Source organism: Streptomyces sp. NPDC046887, from assembly GCF_040644755.1.
GTDB lineage: Bacteria > Actinomycetota > Actinomycetes > Streptomycetales > Streptomycetaceae > Streptomyces > Streptomyces lichenis.
The window spans coordinates 20491-42125 of the sequence record NZ_JBEYXH010000013.1; the positions used below are offsets into that span (position 1 = coordinate 20491).

Genomic DNA, 21635 nt, shown 5'->3' on the forward strand with positions numbered 1-21635 from the left:
CTCCCGCGCCATGTCCCTCCCACCCACCCAGGAGCTGATCAGCGCCGAGATCGCCGACGTCCGCGAGCGGTACGCGCGCCACCTCACCGACGGTGGCGACCCGCGCCCCCACCCCGAGCGGTCCTACCCGCCGTACCGCAGCAGCGCGCTGCGCCACCCCCGGCAGCCCCTGGTGGCCGTGGACGACCCGGAGATGGTCGAGCTGTCCGGCCCCGCCTTCGGGGTCACCGACGTCACCGAGCTGGACCACGATCTGACCCGGCAGCACCCCGGTGAACCGCTGGGCGAGCGGATCACCGTCACCGGCCGGGTGCTGGACCGCGAGGGCCGACCGGTACGCGGACAGCTGGTCGAGATCTGGCAGGCCAACGCCTCGGGCCGCTACGCCCACCAGCGCGACCAGCACCCCGCCCCGCTGGACCCGAACTTCACCGGCGTGGGCCGCTGCCTCACCGACGAGCAGGGCGGCTACCGCTTCACCACCGTCAAGCCCGGCGCCTACCCCTGGCGCAACCACCACAACGCCTGGCGCCCGGCCCATATCCATTTCTCGCTCTTCGGCTCCGCCTTCACCCAACGGCTGGTCACCCAGATGTACTTCCCCGGCGACCCGCTCTTCGCCTACGACCCGATCCTCCAGTCCGTCACCGACGACGACGCCCGCCGGCGCCTGGTCGCCGACTACGACCACAGCCTGTCCGTGCCGGAGTGGTCGCTCGGCTACCGCTGGGACATCGTCCTGGACGGGCCGGCCGCCACCTGGATCGAGGAGGGACGCCGATGACGGCCACACCGCCCACGCCCTCCCAGACCGTCGGCCCCTTCTACGGATACGCCCTGCCCTTCACCGGCGGCGGCGACCTCGCACCACCGGGCCACCCCGACACCCTCACCCTGCACGGCCGGGTGCTCGACGGAGCCGGCCAGGGCGTGCCCGACGCCATCGTGGAGGCCTGGCAGCCCGCCCCCGACGGCTCCCGCACCGGGGCGCCCGGCTCGCTGCGCCGCGACCCGGTGACCGGCGCGATCATCGGCCGCGACACCGTGGCCTTCACCGGCTTCGGCCGCGTCGCCACCGACGCCGACGGCCACTTCACCCTGCGCACCCTGCCCCCGGGCGGCGTGCCGTACATATCCCTGGTCGTCTTCGCCCGTGGGCTGCTGCACCATCTGTACACCCGCGCCTATCTGCATGACGCGGCCGGAGTCGAGGACGACTCCCTCCTCGTCCGGATCCCGGCACCCCGCCGCGCCACCCTGGTCACCACCCCGGACGGCCCACGGGTGCACCGCTTCGACATCCGTCTGCAGAGCGGCGACGAGCACGAGGAGACGGTCTTCCTTGACTTCGGCTGATCCCGGGCACCCCGCCCCTGCTCCCGACACCGGTCTGCTCGCCCCGGTCCGGGCCGGGACCGCCGTGGAGGCGCTGACCGATGACCCGGCCCTGGTACGCGCGATGCTGGACGCCGAGGTGGCCCTGGTCCGCGCCCAGGCCTCGCTGGGCCTGGTCCCGCCCGGGGCCGCCGAGGCCATCGCGGCCGCGGCCGCCGCCCCCGGCCGGTTCGACCCCCGCGAGCTGGCCCTGCGGGCCCGGTCCGGCGCCAACCCGGTGATCGCGCTGGTCGCCGAACTCACCGCGGCCGTGGAGGAGTCCGACCCCGAGGCCGCCGCCCGGGTGCACCTCGGGGCCACCAGCCAGGACATCCTGGACACCGCCCTGATGGCGGTCTCCGTCCGCGCCGTGGACCAGGTGCTGGCCGATCTCGCTCGGGTGGCCCGGGACCTCGGGCGGCTGGCCGCCGCCCACCGGGACACCACCATGCCCGGCCGCACCCTCACCCAGCACGCGGTGCCGACCACCTTCGGGCTGAAAGCGGCCGGCTGGCGCTCGCTGGTCCTGGACGCCTACGACCGGCTGAAGGCCGTACGGGACGGGCTGCCCGCGCAGTTGGGCGGCGCGGCGGGCACCCAGGCCGCGTTCATCGCCTACGCCGAGGCCGCCACCGACGTAGCCGGCCCCGACCTCGGGCTGCGGTTGTCCGCCGCCTTTGCCGAGCAGTGCGGGCTGGCCGAGCCCGCACTCCCCTGGCACGTCCTGCGCACCCCGGTGGCGGAACTCGGCGGCGCGTTGGCCCTCGCCTCGGGCGCGCTCGGCAAGCTCGCCGCCGATGTGCTGGTCCTCTCCCGTACGGAGATCGGCGAGGTGAGCGAGGGCACCGGTGGAGGGTCCTCCGCCATGCCGCACAAGGCCAACCCTGCCCGGGCGACCCTGATCGCGGGCGCCGCCCGGCGGGTGCCCGCCCTCGCCTCGGTGCTGTACGCCTCCCTGGTGGCCGAGGACGAACGCCCCCCGGGTGCCTGGCACGCCGAATGGCCGACCGTGCGGGACGCCCTGCGCACGGTCGGCGGAATGGCGGCCACGGCGGTCGAGCTGGTCACCGGACTCCGCGTCCACCCCGACCGGATGCGCACCAACGGCGATGCCACCGAAGGGCAGTTGACGGCCGAGCGCCTGGTGGCCGCGCTCACCCCGCTGACCGGGCGCGCCGAGGCCCGCGCCGCCGTCACCCGCGCGGGCCGGGCGTCCACCGACCTGGCGAGCGCCCTCGGCGACGACCCGGCCCTCAGGGGGCTGGTGACCGGGGAGCGGCTGCGGGCCCTCACCGACCCGGCCGGCTACCACGGCTCGGCCGGAACGCTCGTCGACCGGGCGCTACGGCGGCCCGACCCCGAGCCTCCGCACACGGTCCAGGGAGCACCATGACCACCCGTCCCACCTCGGCCCCGCACCACCGGGTGGACGGCCCGTCGTCCGGGCCGCCGCTGATCCTCGGCCCCTCGCTCGGCACCCCGCTGTCCGTCTGGGACCCGCAGACCGCCGCGCTCGCCCGGACCCACCGGGTGATCCGCTGGGACCTGCCCGGGCACGGACGCTCACCGGCCGCCCTCCTCCCCCACGGCGGCGGCATCCCCGAACTGGCCGCCTCTGTAGTGGCGTTGGCCGACTCGCTGGGCATCGACCGCTTCGGCTACGCGGGCATCTCCCTGGGCGGGGCCGTCGGGATCCATCTCGCCGCCCACCACCCCGACCGGGTCTCCCGGCTGGCGGTGGTCTGCTCCTCCGCGCACTTCGGCGAGCCCCACGGCTGGCGGGAGCGGGCCCGCGCCGTACGAGCCTCCGGCACCGCTCCCCTGGCCCCGGGCGCGGCCGAGCGCTGGTTCACCCCCGCCTTCGCCCAGGCACCGGCCGCCACCGCCCTGCTCGGTGCCCTGCGCTCGGCCACCGACCCCGAGGCGTACGCCCGGCTCTGCGAAGCCCTCGCCTCCTATGACGCCCGCGGCGCACTCCACCGCATCACCGCCCCCACCCTGGTGGTGGCGGGCCGGGACGATCCGGCCACCCCGGTGGCGCACGCCCGGGAGATCGCCGACGCCATCCCCGGCGCCGGGCTGGTGGAGATCCCCCGGGCCGCCCATCTGGCCCATGTCGAGCGGCCCGAGGAGGTCACCTCCGCGCTGCTCGCCCACTTCGCCACCGGCGGCGATGACGACGGCAGCCGGCATACCGCCGGGCTCGCGGTGCGCCGGGCGGTCCTGGGCGACGCCCAGGTGGACCGGGCCATCGCCCGCACCACCCCCCTGACGGCCGAGACCGCCGCCGCACCCGAGGAGTGACCATGGACCACACCACCGTCGCCATCGTGGGCGGCGGCCCGGCCGGGCTGCTGCTCTCCCGGCTGCTGCACCGGGCCGGTACCGACTGCACCGTCCTGGAGCGCCGGGACAGGGCCTATGTCGAGCGGCGCCAGCGCGCGGGCATCCTGGAGCAGTCCACCGTGGACGCCCTGCGGGAGGCCGGGGCCGCCGAGCGGCTGGACGCCGAAGGCCTGGTCCACGACGGGGTGGAGCTGCGCTGGAGCGGCCGCTCCCACCGTATCGACTTCCCCGCCCTCACCGGCGGCCGCCGGGTCTGGGTGTACGCCCAGACCGAGGTGGTCAAGGACCTGATCGCCCTGCACCAGGCGGCCGGCACGGCCCCGCGCTTCGAGGCGGAGGTGCACGCCGTCGAGGGGATCGACACCGGGCGCCCGATCGTCCGCTACACCCACCAGGGCCGGGAGCGGGCCCTCTCCTGCGACTACGTGGTGGGCTGCGACGGCTCCCACGGTGTCGCGCTCAAGGCCGTCCCGGTGGGCGCGCGGCGGACCTATGAGCGGGTCTACCCATACTCCTGGCTCGGCATCACGGCCGATGTCCCGCCCTCCTGTGAGGAGTTGGTCTACGCCCACTCCCCGCACGGCTTCGCCCTGCACAGCATGCGCTCGCCGCGGGTGAGCAGGCTCTACCTCCAGGTGCCCAACGGCACCGACCCGGAGGCCTGGACCGACGAGCGGATCTGGGACGAGCTGGACGCCCGGTTCACCCTGGACGGCTGGACACTGGACCGGGGCCCGATCACCGCCAAGGCGGTGCTGCCGATGCGCAGTTCGGTGACCGAGCCGATGCGGTTCGGCCGGCTGCTGCTGGCCGGGGACGCGGCGCATATCGTGCCGCCCACCGGGGCCAAGGGCCTCAATCTGGCCGTCTCCGACGTGGTGGTCCTCGCCCGGGCGCTCACCCACCGGCAGCGCACCGGCGGGACCGAGCTGCTGGACGCCTACTCCGGTACCTGTCTGCGCCGGGTCTGGCGGGCCGAGCACTTCTCGTACACCATGACCACCACCCTGCACACCGACCCCGGGCAGAGCGCGTTCGACACCCGGCTGCAGATCGCGCAGCTCGACCGCGTCGCCGACTCCCCGCACGCCGCGGCCGAACTCGCCCTGAACTACGCCGGGATACCCGTGTTCTCGACCTGATCGCGCGGGGTCAGGCGTCCGGGGCGTGGTGGACCCGGCGGCCCCCGACGAAGGTCTGCTCCACCCGCGCCTGGGCGATCTCCTCGGCGGGGCGGGCGAAGATGTCGCGGTCCAGCACGGCGAGGTCGGCCAGCTTGCCCGGGGCGATGGTGCCGGTGCCGTCCAGGTGGTTCACATAGGCGCTGCCCGCCGTGTAGGCGGTCAGGGCCGCACCGAGGGTGATGCGTTGCTCCGGCAGGAAGACCGGGCGATCGGATCCGGGCTGGTGGCGGTTGACGGCGGTGTGCAGCCCGGCGATCGGGTCGGGGCTGGACACCGGCCAGTCGCTGCCGGCCGCCAGCGGCGCCCCGCTGTGGACGAGGTCGGCGAACGGGTACTGCCGGGCGGCCCGTTGCGGGCCGAGGAACGGGATGGTCAGCTCGTCCATCTGCGGCTCGTGCGCGGCCCAGAGGGGCTGGATGTTGGCGGTGGCGCCCAGGGCCCGGAAGCGCGGGATGTCGGCGGCGTCCACCACCTGGAGGTGGGCGAGGTGGTGCCGGTTGCCGCGCCGGCCGTTGGCGCGCTGCGCGGTCTCGACGGCGTCCAGGGCCTCGCGTACCGCGCGGTCGCCCAGGGCGTGGAAGTGCACCTGGAAGCCCTCGCGGTCCAGCCGGGTGACGATCTCGCCGAGTGCGGTGGGGTCGACGAAGGAGATCCCGGCGTTGCCGGAGGCGCAGCCGCAGGCGGTGAGGTAGGGGGCGAGCATCGCGGCCGTGTGGTTCTCCGCGATGCCGTCCTGCATGATCTTGACGCTGTGGGCCTTGAGGGTGCCGACGGTGAACTCGGAGCGCCGGTACAGCAGTTCGGGGAGCTGTTCGAGGCCGCGGGTGCGGTCCCACCAGAGCGCTCCGCGTACCCGTGCGGTCAGCAGGCCCTCGGTGGCGGCGCGCCGGTAGGCGGGGGCCGGGTCGGCCATGGAGGCGTGCTCGCCGAGCAGGGCGTCCTGCCAGGCGGTGATCCCGTAGGAGTGCAGCAGCGCCTGGGCGCGCAGCAGTCCGGCGAGCTGTTCATCGGGGGTGACCGGGGGCGCGTGGTCGGCGACCAGGAGCATGGCCCCTTCCTGGAGCATGCCGCTGGGATGGCCGTCGGCCTCCCGTTCGATCCTCCCGTCGGCGGGGTCGGCGGTGTCGCGGGTGACTCCGGCGGCCTCCAGGGCGCGGCTGTTGGTCCAGGCGCCGTGGTGGTCGCGGTTGACCAGGTAGACGGGGCGGTCGGGGACGAGGGTGTCCAGCAGATGGCGGTCGGGGGTTCCGCCGGGGAAGGCCTCCAGGGACCAGCCGCCGCCGGTGATCCAGGGGCGGTCGGGGTGGGCCTCGGCGTAGGCGCGGATCAGGGCGGCGCAGTCGTCCGCGCCGGTGGCGCCGGACAGGTCGCACTGGCCCATCTCCACGCCCCCGCCGACCGGGTGGACATGGGCGTCCTGGAAGCCCGGGACGAGCAGGCGGCCGCGCAGGTCCACCACCTCGGTGGCGGGTCCGATCAGGTCGTGGACCTCGTCGTGGCCGACCGCGACGACCCGGTCGCCGCGCACGGCCACCGAGGTGGCGTAGGGGTGGACCGGGTCGACGGTGTGGACGGGGCCGCCGGTGAGGACGAGGTCGGCGGTGGGGGTGGCAGACATGGACGGCTCCGGTGCGGGGGGGTGGACGGGGGGAGGGAGGGCCCGGGTCAGGCGGGCCGGTGGTCCATCGGCAGGGCGACGGTGTCGGCGTCCGTGCCGCGGCCGGTGGTGAAGTACGGGGAGCGGCGGCGCCACTTGGCGACGGCGGCGGCCACCAGACCGGTGAGCACGAACAGGGCCGGGATCAGCAGCAGGAACCAGCCGTTGTCCGGGGTGGCCTGGAAGTGGTCGCTCATGGTGGCATACCGGTAGGCCAGATAGGCGCCGAGGCCGAACAGCGCCAGCGCGCTGAGGCCGGGGACGAGCACGCAGCGCAGTGCCGCGAGCGGGCCTTGGCGCAGCGCACCGCGGAACCGCACCGCGCAGGCCAGCGCGGTGAGGCCGTAGTAGAGGGAGACGATCAGGCCGATGGAGTTGACGGCCGTGAGGATCATCAGGTTGAGCTGGGGGATGCCGACCGCCAGCACCGCGACCGCCGCCGATACGGCCATGATCATCACCGTACCCGCGGCGGGCGACCCGTAGCGCGGGTGGATCCTCGTCCATCTCCGGCCGAGGGTCTGGTCCCGGCCCATCGCGAGCGCGCCGCGCGCGGTGGGGATGACGGTGGACTGGAGCGAGGCGAAGGCCGAGCACATCAGCGCGGCGAGCGGCAGCGACGCCCAGGGCTCCGGGGCCAGTCGGGCACCCAGGTAGGTCAGGGCCTGCGGCCCCTGGGCCACCAGCTCCTCGTCGCCCATCGCCCGCTGGAAGGCGATCGCCGCGAAGACCAGCAGCCCGAGCATGGCCAGCAGGGCGATGAGTCCGCCCCGGGCGGCGTCGGAGGCGTTCTTCGTCTCCTCGTTCACCGTGAACGCCGCGTCCCAGCCCCAGAAGACGAACACCGCCAGCACCAAGCCCTGGGCCAGGGACTGCACCGAGCCGATCGCGAAGGGGTCGAGCCAGTCCCAGGAGAACGGCTGGTCGCCCGAGACGATCGCCCAGGTGCAGAAGACCAGCAGCACGGCGTACTCGAAGACCAGCAGCACCCACTGGAGCCGGGTCGCCGAGCGGACCCCGGTCACGGCGGTCACGGTCACCACCACCAGCGCCACCAGCCCGACCACCGTGCTCACCCCGGTGGACCCCGGGTCGAGCGCGACGCCGAGCAGGCTGTGCAGCCCCAGCTTGCCGGCGAACTGCAGGATCACCGAGCCGGTGACGGCGCTGGTGTACGCCATGAACACCACGTTGGCCACCAGCACCACCCAGCCGGTGAGGAACCCCGGCCAGGCGCCGAGGGAGCGCCCGACCCAGGTGTAGCCGCTGCCGCAGTTGGGCTCGGTGCGGTTCAGCCGGGCGTAGGAGAGCGCGATGCCCAGGATCGGCAGGAAGGCGACGATGAGCAGCGCCGGGGTCTGCCGGCCCGCGTACAGCGCGAGCACCCCCATCCCGATGCCGATGCTGGTGGTCGCGGCCGTGCTGGAGGCCGCGATCGCCACGCCGTCCCGTACACCCAGCGTGCGGCGCATCGCCGTCGCCGGTGGTTCCGTCTCCGGTATGACTGCGGCCATGTGCGCGCTCCTTCGGCGGTGAACGAGGGGGTGCGCCGATGAAACAACCGCGCCATACTTACGTCAATAAGTTGTCGTAAGCGGCCGTCTCCCCGTGGGACCGTGGGCCGCGGAGACCAGGAGGCCGGTATGCCGGATCCCCAGCGCATCCCGGTGGGGCGCAAACGCAGGCGCCCCACCGGCTCCGGGACGGTGCTGAGCGAGGAGGCGATCGTCCGGGCGGCGCTGGAGCTCATCGAGGCGCCCGGGGGCAACGCGCTCACCGTGCGCCGGCTCGGTGCCGCGCTGGGCTGCGACCCCTCGGCGGTCTACCGCTACTTCGCCAACACCGACGCCCTGCTGCTGGCGGTGGCCGACCGGCTGATCGGCGAGTCGATCGACGGCTTCGCCCCGGGTGAGGACTGGATCGCCGCATTGAGGGAGCTCGCCGTGCGGGTGCACCGCTCGGTGCTGCGCCACCCCCGGCTGGCCCCGGTCAGCGCCTCCCGGGTCACCGCGGGGCCCGCCGAGTGCCGGGCGGTGGACACCGGCATCGGCATCCTGCTGCGGGCCGGCTTCCCGCCCGCCGAGGCGGTGCGCCTGTACCGCACCTTCATCGACACCGTCCTCGCCCATGCCGCCCTGGACGCGGAGGTGCTGGGCCTGACCGAGCAGCAGCGCCGTCAGGAGAGCCAGGCGTGGCAGGACGTCTACGGCACCCTGCCACCCGGCGACTACCCGCATCTGCACACCGTCCGCGCCCATCTGGCCGCCATGGCCGAATCGGCCTTCCCGGACGCCCTGGAACTGCTGCTGGCCCAGTTGGCGGCCCGGCCGCGGTAGGGGCCGGCCTCAGCCGCGCTGGTCCAGCACCGCCTTGCGGTGGCTGAAGGTCTCCAGCGAGTAGTGGCCGTGGTAGTGGCCCATACCGCTCTCGCCGACACCGCCGAAGGGCAGGTCGGAGACGGTGAGATGGGCCACCGGCAGTCCGAAGGTGAGCCCGCCCGAGGAGGTCTCACGGGTGAGGCGCTCCCGGGTGGTGTCGGAGCCGGTGAAGGCGTACAGGGCCAGCGGCTTGTCGCGCCCCCGGATGAAGTCGATGGCCTCGTCCAGGCCGGCCACCGCCACCAGCGGCAGGATCGGCCCGAAGATCTCCTCGCGCATCACCGGGGAGTCGGTCGGGACCTCCGCGAGCACGGTCGGGGCGATATAGCGCCGGTCGCGCTCGTGCCGGCCGCCGACGACCGTACGGCCCGAGTCGAGCAGCCCCACCAGCCGGTCGAAGTGCCGCTCGTTGACGATCCGGCCGTAGGCCTCCGCCGCCGAGGGGTCGTCGCCGTACCGCTCGCGCACCGCCGAGGCCAGCTCCTTCTCCAGCGCGCGGGCCGTCTCCGGGTCGGCCAGCACGTAGTCGGGGGCCACACAGGTCTGCCCGGCGTTCATGAACTTGGTCGCCACCAGCCGGGCCGCGACCGTCGGCAGATCGGCGTCCCGGTCCACGAACACCGGGGACTTCCCGCCCAGTTCCAGGGTGACCGGGGTGAGGTGCTCGGCGGCCGCGCGCATCACGATCCGGCCGACGGTCCCGTTGCCGGTGTAGAAGACATGGTCGAACCGCTGCGCCAGCAGGGCGGTGGTCTCCGGCACGGCCCCCTCCACCACGGCCACCGCGTCGGTGTCCAGATGGCGGGGCAGCAGCCGGGCCAGCGCCGCGGAGGTGGCCGGCGCCAGCTCGCTGGGCTTGGCCACCACGCAGTTGCCCGCGGCGAGCGCCCCCACCACCGGGGCCAGCAGCAGCTGCACCGGGTAGTTCCAGGGCGCGATGACCAGGACCACGCCGAGCGGGTCGAACACGGTGTGGGCGGTGGCCGGGCTCAGCCGCTCCGGGACGGGCGCCGGCTCCGGCTTCAGCCAGTCGGCCAGGTGCTCCAGGGTGTGGTCGATCTCGCGGACGGTGAAGTCGATCTCGGTGCGGTACGCCTCCTCGCGCCCCTTGCCGAGGTCCGCGCGGAGCGCGGCGGCCAGGGCCTCGCCCTCCTCGGTCAGCAGGGTGCGCAGCGCCCGGAGCTGGGCGGTCCGCCAGGCGAGCGGCTTGGTACGCCCGGTGCGGAAGGTGGCGCGCAGCCGGGCGACGGTCTCGGCGGGGCGTTCGGCGGCCGCGGGGACGGTGCCGGGCGTGTGCTGCTGTTCCTGGGTCATGGGGGTCCTTCGGTAGGGGGAGGTACGGGTAGTGGGGGGAGGCTACGAGCGGTGGTCCGGCAGCCACTCCGGCCGGCCCGAGCCGCGCGGGACGAGCAGGGACGAGGGGCGGTACGCGCCCGGGGTGGCGGACATCGCGATCTGCTCCGTGACGCCCTGGTAGCGGCCGAGCGGGGTGTCGGCGGTGAAGGTCTCCGGGTCCAGGTAGGCGTGGCGCGTCCCGGTGCCCGCCGTCTCCCGGGCGTAGGCCTTGTCGAAGGTGCCGAGGGAGAGGATCCACAGGGCGACCCGGGTCAGCGAGACATGGACCCGGTAGCTGCCGCCCTCCCGGGCGCGGCGGCGCAGCGCGGCGATGATCCCGGCGGTGGCGAGCCAGGGCACCAGATAGTCGTTGACCACCTTGATGTACGGCAGACGGGGGTGGTCGGCGGTGCCCTCCAGGGTCATCATCCCGGTGACGCAGCCGGCGGTCTGGTCGAAGCCGACCCGCTGGGCCCAGGGTCCCCGCTCGCCGTGCAGGGTGACGGTGGTGTGGATGACACCGGGCCGGATCTCGGCCGCCTCCTGCGCGGTGAGGCCGAAGCGGGCCAGATAGCCGGGGCGGCGGTTGGCGTAGAAGACGTCGGCGCCGCGCAGCAGCGCCCGTACCGTCGCCGCGCCCTCGGGGACGGCCGGCTCGACGGTGGCGGAGCGGACGCCGGTGTTGGCGGTGACATAGACGACGTCGTGCTCCCACTCCCCCGGGCGCCAGAGGTTGAGGGCGTCGGCCCCGTGCAGGGCGAGCGCGCGGCCGATGCCGGCGCCGGCGATCACATGGCCCATGCCCAGGGCCCGTACGCCGGCCAGCGGGGCGCCGGCGCCTTCGGGGAGGGGTTCGGGTGCGCTGTCGCCGATCTTCTCCACCTCGACGAGCGGGAGATCGGCCAGGACCTCGCGGTACTGGCGCTCGGCCAGGAACTCGCCGGTGGAGCGCACCATCGGCATGACGACCCCGGCCTCGGCGCCGGCGGCCTCCAGGTCGGCACCGTTCCAGCGGGCCACCGCCTCGGCGATCGCCGGCCGGTCGTCGTGGGTGCGCAGCAGCTTGAGGGTGCGCGACTTCAGGCCCGGGTACATCTCCAGCGGCATCACCCAGCGGCCGTCGCCGGCGCGGTAGAAGTCCAGCGCCATCGGGTTGTCCGGGTCGGCTGGGCGGCCGGGCGGGAAGCCGTTGACCAGCTCCCAGCGGCGGTCGTAGAAGGGGCAGAGCCGGTGCGGGGCTCGCCGCAGGTCCATGCTGATCGACTGGCCTTCGCCGCCCCGGTCGCGCCAGAGCGCGGCGACGGCCACCGACTTCGCGGTCAGCGCCAGCGCGGTCGCCGAGGCGAGCCGCAGGGTGCTGGGCACGATGGGGTCCGCGCCGGTGAAGGTGATCTCCCCGCCCGCCTCCGCGGCGCTGAGGCCGACCCCGGCCAGCACCTCGTCCAGCCGCGCGTGCAGGTCGTAGCCATCATCGGTGGCGGGCTCCCGTACGGCGGTGGCCACCCGGTCGGTCAGGGTGCCGCCGTCCGTGGGGCGGGCGGAGCCGGTGCGGGGCATGGGTGCGCTTCCTTCCAGGGGGCTGGCGAGGTCGGGGGCCGGGGCTTTCAGCGGTGGGCGGTCGGGGTCGGGGGCAGGCGGGACTATCTGTATGTATATAGCAACTAATATGGCCGACCTATTCCCGGGCAAACCTCACGGTCTCACCTCAGGGACGCGGCCCCGGCGCCTCCCGGAAGCGGGCTCCGGCGATGAGTTTCGCGACCGCCACCGGTCACCCCTCCTGAAGACCTTCAGCATCCCGCGCACCGGAGGACACCATGACCGCCGCCTACACGTTCGACGTCTTCTCCAGCCTCGACGGCTTCGGCGCCGCCGGTGGCGACTGGACCGGCTACTGGGGCAAGCAGGGCCCCGAGCTGCTGGCCCACCGCCTCGCCCAGTACGGCGAGGAGCAGCGGATGGTCTTCGGCGCCGGCACCTATCGGCTGTTCGCCTCGATGCTGGCCGCGAGCACCGAGGACTCCGACGTACGCGACCCCTGGGTGACCCGGATGCGGAGCATGCCGGCCACGGTGGTGTCCACCACACTGGACGGGCCCCTCGACTGGCCGGACGCGCGGATCGCGTACGGCGACGCCGTGGATGTGGTCGCCCGGATGAAGAAGGAGTCGGACGTGCCGCTGCGCTCGCACGGCAGCCTCTCGATGAACCGGGCGCTGATGGCGGCCGGTCTGGTCGACCGCGTCCAGGTGACGGTCTTCCCCGTGATCACCGGGCGGACCGGGCTGGACCCGATCTTCGCGGGCGCGGCCGACTTCGACCTCGAACTGCTCGGCAGCCGGACCCTGGACGGCCACATCCAGGAACTCGTCTACCGGCCTGTTCTGCACTCCTGAGCCGGAGCGCACGAAGCCGGGCCCGGCGGAGGTTCCCCCCGCCGGGCCCGGCTCGCCGCTGTGCGTCAGTCGGCCTGGTGTGCCCGGCGACGCCTGCGGAGGACGGCGGTCAGCCCGATCAGGGCCGCGGCCGAGGCTCCGAGGGTGGTGGTGGCGGCGACGGTGCGGTCGCCGGTGGAGCTGTCCGCGACCGGGTCGGCGGAGTACCCGCCGGCCATGCCCTCGCGGTCGTAGGCGGAGCCCGGCAGCTTGTCGCCGTACCGCTGCTGGACCAGCTTCTGGTACGCCACGATGGAGGTGCCGGCCTTGCCCACCGAGCTGCGCGCCTCGGCGTTGAGCGGGATCACCCTGTCCCCGCGCTGGACGTACCAGGCGCGGATCTGCGGCTCCTGGAAGACCGTGCCGCCGGTGCCGCTCTCGGCGGCCTTGGCGACGGCGTCGTTCTCGTAGCTGCCGGAGGCTATGTTGACCACCTGCCAGGCGCCGCCCTGACGGGCGGACCACACCGAGGCGGTCTTGCCGTCGGCCGAGACCGCCTTGGTGGCCAGCACGTCCAGGTCGGCCACCGGGGCGCCCGACGTGCCCCGTACGAAGTCCGGGGAGAGGGCGTAGACGGCCACCGTCGGCCCGGTGAGCTTCGGGTCGGCCTTGGCCGCGGCCTGCGCCTCGGCCTGCTTCGACATGCCCGAGTCCAGGGTCGGGGGCTTGCCGTCGCGGGCGAAGAACCGGGCCAGGGTGTCCAGCGTCTGGGGCGCTTCGGCGGCCGTACGGGCCTGCTTGATCTGCTGCGCGCCGAGAGGCGTGGGCTCGGCGGCGGCGGCCGCGCCCGCCAGCGGACCAAGGCAGAGAAGGGAGGTCGCGGCGACGGCGGTGAGGAGCCGGCGGTGGTTGCGGATGTCAGTCATGACGGCCCTCACTGTCCGATCTTGTAGAGGGTGTGGGTCCAGGAGAACTTGTCGTTGCCGGAGCCGGAGCCGCCGACGTAGTACGTGTAGGTGCCCCAGTTGTAGCGCTGGTTGCTCTTCCACGGGTCGCCCCAGTAGACCTTGTCCACGGTTCCGTTGGACGCGGTCTCGTAGCCGGCGACCACATGCATATGGCCGCCGCCCGACGACCAGAGGATGCGGGTCTCGATCGGGCGGTCGTTGTCGATCTCGGTCTTGATGACCGAGGCCTTCAGGTAGTTGCTGATGTAGCTGCCGTCCCCGACCTCGGCCCAGCGCAGCGCGGTCTGGACATTGCCCAGGTTGGCCTGGTTGTTGGGGCAGGTGGTGCCCTGGGTGCGGCCGAAGGCGGCGTTGCAGACCTCGTTCTGGGTGTAGTCGTGGCCCAGGAAGTCGAGGATGGTGTTGGCGGAAGCGGCCCAGCACCAGTTGGTCTTCTCCTGCACCTGCATGGTGATGCCCAGCGACTCGGTGGCGGCGGACGCGGCCGTGGCGCCGGTGAGGGAGCACAGGGCGGTCGCCGCGGCGACGATCGCGGCTCCGCGAAGGGTTCGCCCGCGCGCTCGGCGGGCGGTGGGGGTGGTCATGGCGGCATCCTCCCGATGGGGATGACGGTGGGATGGGTGAGGCGCGTCCGGACGCACAGCCAGAGCATTGATTCTTGTCGGGAGCAAGTCAACGAAGGCCGCGCGGCCCCCGGGCGGTTACGTGAACGCGGCGTTCCGGATCTGTGAACAGCGGGGCGTTCGCGCAGATCAGAGGCGCCCACCCGGCTCCGCGGCGGTCGGGAAGCGTGAACATGAGGTATTCACTCGGCGGCCCGTTCCGTGGTCCCCGAGGCTGGTTCGGGCACCGGGGTCCCCGAGGGCGGTTCCGTGGTCCCCGAGGCTGGTTCGGGCGCCCGGGTCCCCGAGGGCGGTGGGGCGCCCGGCAGCCGAACGCGCCCCCCGGCCGGAGGGCCGAGGGGCGCGTGTCACCGGTGGACGGGGAGGGGGCCGCCCGCCGGGTTCAGCTCCAGTCCCAGACGATGCCCACCGTCCCGGGCCGGATGCGGGTGTCGACGATATGGACGGTGCCGTGCTGGCGGTTCAGGGTGAGCTGTTCCAGGCATCTGCGGGTGGTGCCCAGCGGGCCCTGGGTGAAGCGGTGGCAGCGCACGGGGAGGGCGGCCGGGTCGAACCGCACCTGGAGGACGTACTGCCCTCCGGTCTCCGGGAAGCACTGGAACCACTCGTTGCTCTCCTCCCCGGTGCCGTCCCGTACGGCGAAGCCGAAGACATGGGTGTCCCCGACACACAGCCGGGTGTCGAAGAGCAGCTCGGTGACCAGGACCCCGGAATCCGCGTCCCAGCGGGACCTGCCCACCCGGCAGTTGTCCCCGGCCCGGGGGGTCATCCGGTCCGGCTCGCAGCCGTTCTCGCCCTGGTGGATCATCACGAACCGGTCCACGCCGTTGCGCTCGGCCCGGACGACGTACTGCGACTCGCGGGAGTGCAGCTCCCGCCGGGCGCCGATCCGGACGCGTTCGAGCTGGCTCACCGTCCGCAGTGCGCCGTAGGAGGGTGAGTCGATGTCGGCGAGCAGCTGGGACACCGATGCCGACTTCTCCAGCAGGGTGCGGTAGGAACGGGCCACGGGGCGGGCGGCCTTGGGGACCGGGCCCCCGAGGTGCCGGGTGAGGCCGCCCGGGGCGAGGCCTAGGATGTCCTCCAGGGCCACCACCGCGCGCAGCGAGGTGGTGCGGCTCGGCACCCGCGCGCCCTGCTGCCAGTAGCTCAGGGTGGCGACGCCGACCCGGATGTTCCGCTGCCGCAGTCGCTGCTGTACGCGGTGCAGGGTCAGTCCGCTGGCGGCGAGCGCCGCGCGCAGGGCGACATGGAAGGGCCCGGTGAGGATCGCCCGGGCCGTCTCGGGGTCGGTGGTCGGTGCGGGTGGGACGTTGGGGCGCATGGGGCATCTCCCTGTGGTGCGGCAGGCCGGGGGGAACGGCTGGGGCGGCCTGGTCGGTGCGGGCCCGCGCGAGCGCCGGGCCGGTCGAGCGGGGCGCCCGGCAGTCAGCGGCGGCGGAGGTAGAACGGGAGCAGGGCGACCTCGGCGCGGGTGGGTACGCCGTTGATGTCGACCAGCACCTTGGTGCCCGGTTCGCTCTGCTCGGGTGCGGCGTAGGCCAGCGCCAGCGGATGGCCGAGGGTGGGTGAGAGCCCGGCCGAGGTGATCTCGCCGACGCGGGCTCCGGTGAGCGGGTCGCGCAGGGCGACTCCGGTGAGGGGTGCCCAGGGGCCGGTGAAGGCCAGGCCCGTGAGGACGCGGCTGCTCCCGGTCTCCCGCTGGGCCGCGAGGGCGGTGGCGCCGACGAATCCGCCCGGTTTGGCGAGGTCCACCAGATGGTGCAGCCGGGCGTCGAACGGCGTGGTACGGGAGGTGAGTTCCCGCCCGCACAGGGGGGTGCCCGCTTCGAGCCGCAGGGACTCCCGGCAGGCCAGCCCGCAGGGGCGCAGACCCAGTTCGCTCCCCGCCGCGCGCAGCGCCTGCCAGAGCCGCGGGGCGTCCGGCGGGCGGCAGAAGACCTCGAACCCGTCCTCACCGCCGGTGGTGGTGGTCCGCGCCAGGAGTACGTCCCGCCCCGCCAGCCGCAGCCCGCGGAGGGTGCCGGGGGCCGGGCGCAGCGTCGCGGCCTCGGTCAGCGCCGACACGGCCGCCGCCGCCATCGGCCCCTGGACGGCGAGCAGGGCCCAGTCCTCGGTGGCGTCGCGGACCTCGGCGAGATGGCCGTCGGCGCGCTCACGCAGGCAGGAGAGCAGGATCGGTGTCCGGCCGGAGTCGCTCACCAGCAGGAACACATCACCGGGCAGCCGGTGGACGGTCGGGGCGTCCAGTATTCCGCCGGTGTCGTGCAGCAGCAGGGCTCTGGTCGAGGTGCCCACGGGCATCGAGGCGAGGTCGCCCGCGAGGGCGTGGTTCAGCGCCCGGCCGGCCTCGGGTCCGGAAACCTCGATCTTGCCCTGGTGGCTGAGGTCGAACAGTCCGGCCGCGCTCCGTACGGCGTGGTGCTCCGCCGTCTCACCGGCGTACCGCATCGGCATGGACCAGCCGACGGAGTCGCCGAACGAGGCGCCGAGTGCCGTATGGGCACGGTGCAGGGGGGTGGTGTTCTTCGGCATCGCGGCCTTCCTCGGACAGTGGTCCGCACCCGGGGCGTGGACCACTCGGTGGGGGGACGGTGGGGACACGGGCGCCGCGGACGGCGGGGACGCCCGGTGACGCCCGCCTGTGTCCGAATGCACATGCCGGCGGGCCGTTTCGGACCGCAGCCCCGCGGCGGTCACTCCTGACCGCGCACGGCACCCGCCGACCGGGGCGGGACGCCGATCATTGGGCCAGACATCGGCCCAATGGACGTCATCGTAGAGGGCGCGAGGAGGCAGTCAACCCCGGCGCACCGACCACGCGCGACACCCTCGCAAACCCCAACACATGCGGTTTACAAGCTTTTTGCCACTCCGGCCGTCCCACCAGGCATTAATGAAAGTTCCCTTGACAACCCTGCCGCCCGGCGCCAACAGTACGGGGCTGAGAGCCAAAAGGACTTCTCTCCGGCCCTTTTGGGAAGCTCCATCCCCCCACCCCTCCGCCGCAGACGGAGGGGGACTCACCCATCAAGGGAGTTTGCTCATGCGCAGGAACGTCACACTGACCGCGATGCTCGCGGGTGTGGTGGCCGCCACCTCGCTGGGGCTGGCCGGGTCGGCGTCGGGCCAGAGCCCCTCGCCGCAGCCGCTCGCCCCGCTGGTCGCCGACTCGGGAGCCGCCTCCCAGGTGCCGGACCGGTACATCGTGGTCACCCAGGGGGCCGCCCCGGAGGTGGCCGAGGCCGCGCGGGCGGCGGGCGGCACCATCGGGCTCACGTACAGCACGACGTTGAGCGGCTTCTCGGCGGAGCTGCCGGAGGCCGCCGTCACGGCGCTGCGGGCCCATCCTCGGGTGAAGTACGTGGAGGCGGTGCACCGCCGGCAGGCCCCCGAGGTGGACGTACGGAACGAGGGCCCGGCGAAGGGGCAGACCTCCGCGCCGGCCAGGACGGCGGCGGCCGCGCCCTGGGCACTGGACCGCATCGACCAGCGCACACTGCCACTGGACAGCAGGTTCGCCGTCGCCAACACCGGCAAGGGCGTGAACGCCTATGTGATCGACTCCGGGATCCGCGCCACGCACCAGGAGTTCGGCGGCCGGGTCAAGAGCGGCTTCAGCGCGATCAAGGACGGCCGCGGCACCAATGATTGTCATGGGCATGGCACCTTTGTGGCCAGTGAGGTCGGCGGGAAGACCTACGGGGTGGCCAAGGACGTGACCCTGCACGCCGTGCGCATCCTGAACTGCAGCAACAGCGGCACCACGGAGCAGATCGTGGCCGGCATGGACTGGACGGCGAAGAACCACGTCGCACCGGCCGTGGCGAACATGAGCATCCAGAGCGACAAGGGCGAGACCTCCCAGGCCATGGACGAGGCCGCCGCGGGGCTCATCGACTCCGGTGTCGTCCTGGTGCTGATCGCCGGCAACTGGGGCGACAACCGCTGCACCAACTCCCCCAAGGACCCGCGCGCCATCATCACCGCGGCCAGCACCCGTACCGACAAGCGCAACAGCGGACGCAATCCCTCCAGCTACGGCAGCTGTGTGACGCTGTTCGCCCCGGGCGCGGACGTCTCCGGCGCCGCGATCAAGAACGACACCGCCGTGGCGACCGGCTGGAACGGCACCTCCATGGCGGCTCCCCTGGTCACCGGCACCATAGCCAACGCCCAGCAGAGCAACCCCGGCCTCACCATGGGGCAGGCGAAGGACCTGGTGGTGGCGAACTCCACCAAGGACGTGCTCACCGACATCGGCACCGGCTCACCCAACCGCCTGCTGTACGCGGGCGCGACGGGTTCCTGACCCCGTCACCTCAGGGAGCCCTGACCCTGAGGTGACGGATCCGCACACCGGCGCCCCGTCCGGCTCTTCGAGCCGGGCGGGGCGCTCGGGCGCTTCCCGGAAAAGACGGCTCTCCCGCCCGCGTAGGACCGGCCCGCCACCCTCTATCCTGGGCGAAGCCGCCCTCAAGCGCTCCCCGTTGGTGCCGTCGACCGCGGCACCGCGGAAGGCGGCCCCACCGCATCGGCAGCGACGGGGAACGGTACGCCACCGCGCCGCCACGCGTGATCCCGGACCGACTGGAAGCGAGAGGTGTGCCGTGCCCGGCAGCGACGAGACGTCGTCCATGCTCCATCTGGCTCCGGAGGCATCGCGCCGGGTAGGCGGCCTGGACGGACCGCTGGAGGCGAAGACGACCGCCGAACAGCTCGTCGACCGCCTGGTCACGGCCATCGCGCTGGGCAGCCTCCAGGTCGGGCAGAAGCTCCCGCCGCAGCGGGAACTCGCCGCCCAGCTGCGGGTCAGCCGCACCACCCTGCGCGAGGCCACCCATCTGCTCCAGGACATGGGCTACTTGTCGATCAGCCGTGGCCGGGGCGGCGGGGTGACGGTCCGCCGGGCCGAGGACCAGCGGCTCGGACCGCATATCGAGCGGGTGCTGGTCCCCCGCTGGCAGGAGTTCCAGCACCTCTTCGACATCGCGCACGCCATCCATCCGCTGATCGCGCGGCTGGCCGCGGAGCGGCGCACCGGGGAGGACATCGACCGGATCCTCATCGCGGTGACCGACTACGAGCACGCCCGCGACCGCGACGAGCTCCGGATCGCCGACCACGCGGTCCACTGCACCATCGCGGCCGCCACCCACAACCCGCACTACGTCGGGCTGGAGGAGCAGATCCGCAACCAGATGTCGCTGGGCACCGACGCGCTCCCCTACAACGACGACATCCGCCGGCGCGCCCTGACCGACCACAAGGCGCTCTTCCACGCCATCCAGGCCCAGGACGCGGACCAGGCCGCCCGCCTCGCCCGCGAACACTTCACCGACCTGGTGGAGAAGCCCCTCAAGGCGCTGCACCTGGACAGCACCCGCGCCTGAGCGGGCCGGGCGGTGAGGCCGGGTGCACGGCCCCGCGACCTCCCCGGCCCGGTCGGGCTCAGCCCGCCGCCTCCCAGGCGGCGGTCAGTCCGTCCAGCCAGGCCGGCGGCAGTTCCCCGGCGTCCCACTCCCCGCGCAGCTCCTCCGGCGTCACGGTCAGCCGCTCCAGCACCGCGACGCAGGTGGGAGAGTGCAGCAGGGTGTAGCGGCCGTGGATCGCGATCGGGCTGCCCGGCCCGTACCGGGCGAACATCCGCTCCAGCCGGGCGCGGTGCAGGTCCGTGAACCGGGTCAGCCGGCCCGGGTATCCGGCCCGGTTCCGCGCCCCCATGGTGCGCAGCACGGCGACCAGGACCTGCTCGGAGACCTCCGGGTCCAGCTCCGAGTCATCGGCGAACGACAGATGAAGGCGCGTCACCGCCACCTTCACCCGCTCCACGTCCATCCGCCCGACGCGGTACCGCTCCTCCGGTTCCTCGGGCTCCCGCGGCCCGTGGTCGCCGACCGCCTCCCGCAGCACCCGCTCGGCGATCTCGTCGAGCCCGTGGACCACGGCCCGGGCGCCGTCGCCCCACCCCGCCGCGTACAGCTCGCCCTTCCCCGGCGGCGCGCCCTCCGGCACCGGCGCCGTCTTCCGCCGCGCCTCGGCCAGCGCGCCCGCCTCGACCAGCGCGATCAGCTCCTCCGCGTCGCCGGAGTAGACCCCCGCCCGCCCGAGCAGCTGGACCAGCGTGGTCTTCGCGTTGAGGACGCTCACCGGGTCCAGCTGCCGCAGGTCTCTGTCGGCGGCGTTCATAAGTCCTCCTCGTCCCTGGGTCGCCGGGTCGAGCCTACGTCGGCCGCGCCGCGTCCCGGCCGCGGAATCCCGTGCCGGGGGCCCGGGCCGCGAGGACCGCCTCGGCGGCGTCCCCGGTGCGTACCGGGCGGTCCCGGCTCGGCATGCCCATGCGCTCCTGGCGGGCGACAATGGGAAGGGCCGGCATAGGCAAGGGGCTCAACGGCGGAAGGGCCCGGAAACAGAGGAGGGCACCGTCGGCGCGCCCGCCGCCCGGGCGGCGGGCTCCGCCGCGACACGGCTCGCTCCCGACACGGAGGACCGGTGATCCACGATGTGCCGCTGGATCGCGTACTCGGGCACACCCGTCGCTCTCAGCCGGGTCCTGTTCCAACCGCAGCACTCCCTGATCGACCAGAGCCTGCACTCCCGGCTGGGGGTGGAGACGACCAACGGCGACGGCTTCGGGGTCGGCTGGTACACGCCGGACACCGCGAGCCCGGCGACCCTGCGGGAGATCGGACCGGCCTGGAACGACCGCAATCTGCGGGACGTCGCCCACCATGTCCGCTCGAACCTGTTCTTCGCCCATATCAGGGCCTCGACCGGGACCGCCGTGCAGCAGACCAACTGCCACCCCTTCCGCAGCGGTCGCTGGCTGTGGATGCACAACGGGGCGATCAACGGCTACCGGGAGCTCCGGCGCGACCTCGCCCTGGCCGTCGATCCGGCCCTGTACCCCGAGATCGAGGGTTCCACCGACTCGGAGGTGATGTTCTTCCTCGCCCTGACCTTCGGGCTGGCCGAGGACCCCCCCGGCGCCGTGGCGCGGATGGCCGGTCTGGTCGAGAGCACCGGGCAGGCGCACGGAGTGCCCCACCCGCTGCAGATGACGGTCGCCGTGACCGACGGCGAACGCGTGTGGGCCTTCCGCTACTCGACCGAGGGCCGGTCCCGGTCGCTGTACTACAGCACCAAGGTCAGCGCCCTGCGCGCGCTCCACCCGGACGCCGCGCTGCTGCGGGACATCTCCGACGAGACCCGCCTGGTCGTGTCGGAACCGCTGGGTGACCTCTCCGGCGCCTGGAACGAGGTGCCCGAGGGCAGTTACGGCGTCGTCCAGCCCGGTGAGCACATACTCCGCGAGTTCCAGCCCGTACCGCCCACGGTCGCGGCCCCGGGCTGAGGAGGCCGTGCCCCGCGCGGTGACCGGATGTCAGGAGGAGG

At 73.6% G+C, this 21635-nt stretch carries 19 protein-coding genes; 10 read left to right on the top strand and 9 right to left on the bottom strand.

What is annotated here, in order from left to right; genetic code table 11:
* Positions 1 to 10: 10 nt before the first annotated feature.
* The 5 genes from pcaH to ABZ945_RS15060 are packed head-to-tail and all read left to right on the top strand — an operon-like array spanning position 11 to position 4862.
* A complete protein-coding gene (gene pcaH, locus ABZ945_RS15040; protein ID WP_361268628.1) occupies positions 11 to 784 on the top strand; it encodes a protocatechuate 3,4-dioxygenase subunit beta in 774 nt (257 codons plus the stop codon).
* The gene (pcaG, locus tag ABZ945_RS15045) at positions 781 to 1356 is read left to right on the top strand and encodes a protocatechuate 3,4-dioxygenase subunit alpha (protein WP_361268630.1); all 576 of its coding nucleotides are present in this window, start codon (positions 781 to 783) and stop codon (positions 1354 to 1356) included. Before pcaH ends, pcaG begins: the two co-directional genes overlap by 4 nt.
* On the top strand, positions 1343 to 2767 hold the full coding sequence (pcaB, locus tag ABZ945_RS15050; RefSeq protein WP_361268633.1) for a 3-carboxy-cis,cis-muconate cycloisomerase: 1425 nt from the start codon (positions 1343 to 1345) through the stop codon (positions 2765 to 2767). Before pcaG ends, pcaB begins: the two co-directional genes overlap by 14 nt.
* The gene (gene pcaD / locus ABZ945_RS15055; protein ID WP_361268636.1) at positions 2764 to 3678 is read left to right on the top strand and encodes a 3-oxoadipate enol-lactonase; all 915 of its coding nucleotides are present in this window, start codon (positions 2764 to 2766) and stop codon (positions 3676 to 3678) included. The genes pcaB and pcaD overlap by 4 nt, the downstream gene beginning before the upstream one ends.
* Positions 3679 to 3680: 2 nt before the next feature.
* Positions 3681 to 4862 carry a 4-hydroxybenzoate 3-monooxygenase gene (locus tag ABZ945_RS15060; protein ID WP_361268638.1) on the top strand — a complete coding sequence of 394 codons (1182 nt, stop codon included), beginning with the start codon at positions 3681 to 3683 and terminating at the stop codon, positions 4860 to 4862.
* A gap of 10 nt (positions 4863 to 4872) precedes the next feature.
* Here the strand turns inward: ABZ945_RS15060 and ABZ945_RS15065 are convergent, their stop codons facing one another.
* The gene (locus ABZ945_RS15065; RefSeq protein ID WP_361268641.1) at positions 4873 to 6522 is read right to left on the bottom strand and encodes an amidohydrolase; all 1650 of its coding nucleotides are present in this window, start codon (positions 6520 to 6522) and stop codon (positions 4873 to 4875) included.
* Between the two features lie 47 nt (positions 6523 to 6569).
* Positions 6570 to 8075 (bottom strand): APC family permease, encoded by a 1506-nt coding sequence (locus ABZ945_RS15070; protein WP_361268643.1) that lies wholly within the window; start codon positions 8073 to 8075, stop codon positions 6570 to 6572.
* A 129-nt stretch (positions 8076 to 8204) separates the two neighbouring features.
* Here ABZ945_RS15070 and ABZ945_RS15075 point away from each other — a divergent pair, with 129 nt between their 5' ends.
* Positions 8205 to 8897, top strand: coding sequence for a TetR/AcrR family transcriptional regulator C-terminal domain-containing protein (locus tag ABZ945_RS15075; protein WP_361268645.1), 693 nt, complete (start codon positions 8205 to 8207; stop codon positions 8895 to 8897).
* A gap of 9 nt (positions 8898 to 8906) precedes the next feature.
* Here ABZ945_RS15075 and ABZ945_RS15080 read toward each other — a convergent pair whose 3' ends face one another.
* Entirely contained in the window at positions 8907 to 10253 is a 1347-nt protein-coding gene (locus ABZ945_RS15080) for an aldehyde dehydrogenase family protein (protein WP_361268648.1), read from the bottom strand.
* A gap of 42 nt (positions 10254 to 10295) precedes the next feature.
* Entirely contained in the window at positions 10296 to 11831 is a 1536-nt protein-coding gene (locus ABZ945_RS15085; protein WP_361268650.1) for a CoA transferase, read from the bottom strand.
* 260 nt (positions 11832 to 12091) lie between these two features.
* Between ABZ945_RS15085 and ABZ945_RS15090 the strand changes: the two genes are divergently transcribed.
* Positions 12092 to 12670, top strand: a complete 579-nt coding sequence (locus ABZ945_RS15090) for a dihydrofolate reductase family protein (protein WP_361268653.1) — start codon at positions 12092 to 12094, stop codon at positions 12668 to 12670.
* Positions 12671 to 12735: 65 nt separating this feature from the next.
* Here the strand turns inward: ABZ945_RS15090 and ABZ945_RS15095 are convergent, their stop codons facing one another.
* The 4 genes from ABZ945_RS15095 to gcvT form a co-directional block, all read right to left on the bottom strand.
* Positions 12736 to 13575: a hypothetical protein gene (locus tag ABZ945_RS15095; protein ID WP_361268655.1), complete on the bottom strand. Its 840-nt coding sequence runs from the start codon at positions 13573 to 13575 to the stop codon at positions 12736 to 12738.
* Between the two features lie 8 nt (positions 13576 to 13583).
* Complete coding sequence (locus tag ABZ945_RS15100) at positions 13584 to 14201, bottom strand: papain-like cysteine protease family protein (RefSeq protein WP_361268657.1); 618 nt, start codon at positions 14199 to 14201, stop codon at positions 13584 to 13586.
* A gap of 421 nt (positions 14202 to 14622) precedes the next feature.
* A complete protein-coding gene (locus tag ABZ945_RS15105) occupies positions 14623 to 15564 on the bottom strand; it encodes a hypothetical protein (RefSeq protein WP_361268660.1) in 942 nt (313 codons plus the stop codon).
* 104 nt (positions 15565 to 15668) lie between these two features.
* The gene (gene gcvT / locus ABZ945_RS15110; RefSeq protein WP_361268663.1) at positions 15669 to 16775 is read right to left on the bottom strand and encodes a glycine cleavage system aminomethyltransferase GcvT; all 1107 of its coding nucleotides are present in this window, start codon (positions 16773 to 16775) and stop codon (positions 15669 to 15671) included.
* 511 nt (positions 16776 to 17286) lie between these two features.
* On the opposite strand from gcvT, the gene ABZ945_RS15115 reads away from it, so the two are divergent.
* Positions 17287 to 18552 carry a S8 family peptidase gene (locus ABZ945_RS15115; protein ID WP_361268666.1) on the top strand — a complete coding sequence of 422 codons (1266 nt, stop codon included), beginning with the start codon at positions 17287 to 17289 and terminating at the stop codon, positions 18550 to 18552.
* 298 nt (positions 18553 to 18850) lie between these two features.
* The gene (locus tag ABZ945_RS15120; RefSeq protein ID WP_361268669.1) at positions 18851 to 19633 is read left to right on the top strand and encodes an FCD domain-containing protein; all 783 of its coding nucleotides are present in this window, start codon (positions 18851 to 18853) and stop codon (positions 19631 to 19633) included.
* Positions 19634 to 19691: 58 nt separating this feature from the next.
* Here the strand turns inward: ABZ945_RS15120 and ABZ945_RS15125 are convergent, their stop codons facing one another.
* Positions 19692 to 20429 (bottom strand): hypothetical protein, encoded by a 738-nt coding sequence (locus tag ABZ945_RS15125; RefSeq protein ID WP_361268672.1) that lies wholly within the window; start codon positions 20427 to 20429, stop codon positions 19692 to 19694.
* 313 nt (positions 20430 to 20742) lie between these two features.
* Between ABZ945_RS15125 and ABZ945_RS15130 the strand changes: the two genes are divergently transcribed.
* On the top strand, positions 20743 to 21594 hold the full coding sequence (locus tag ABZ945_RS15130) for a class II glutamine amidotransferase (protein WP_361268674.1): 852 nt from the start codon (positions 20743 to 20745) through the stop codon (positions 21592 to 21594).
* Positions 21595 to 21635 lie beyond the last annotated feature (41 nt).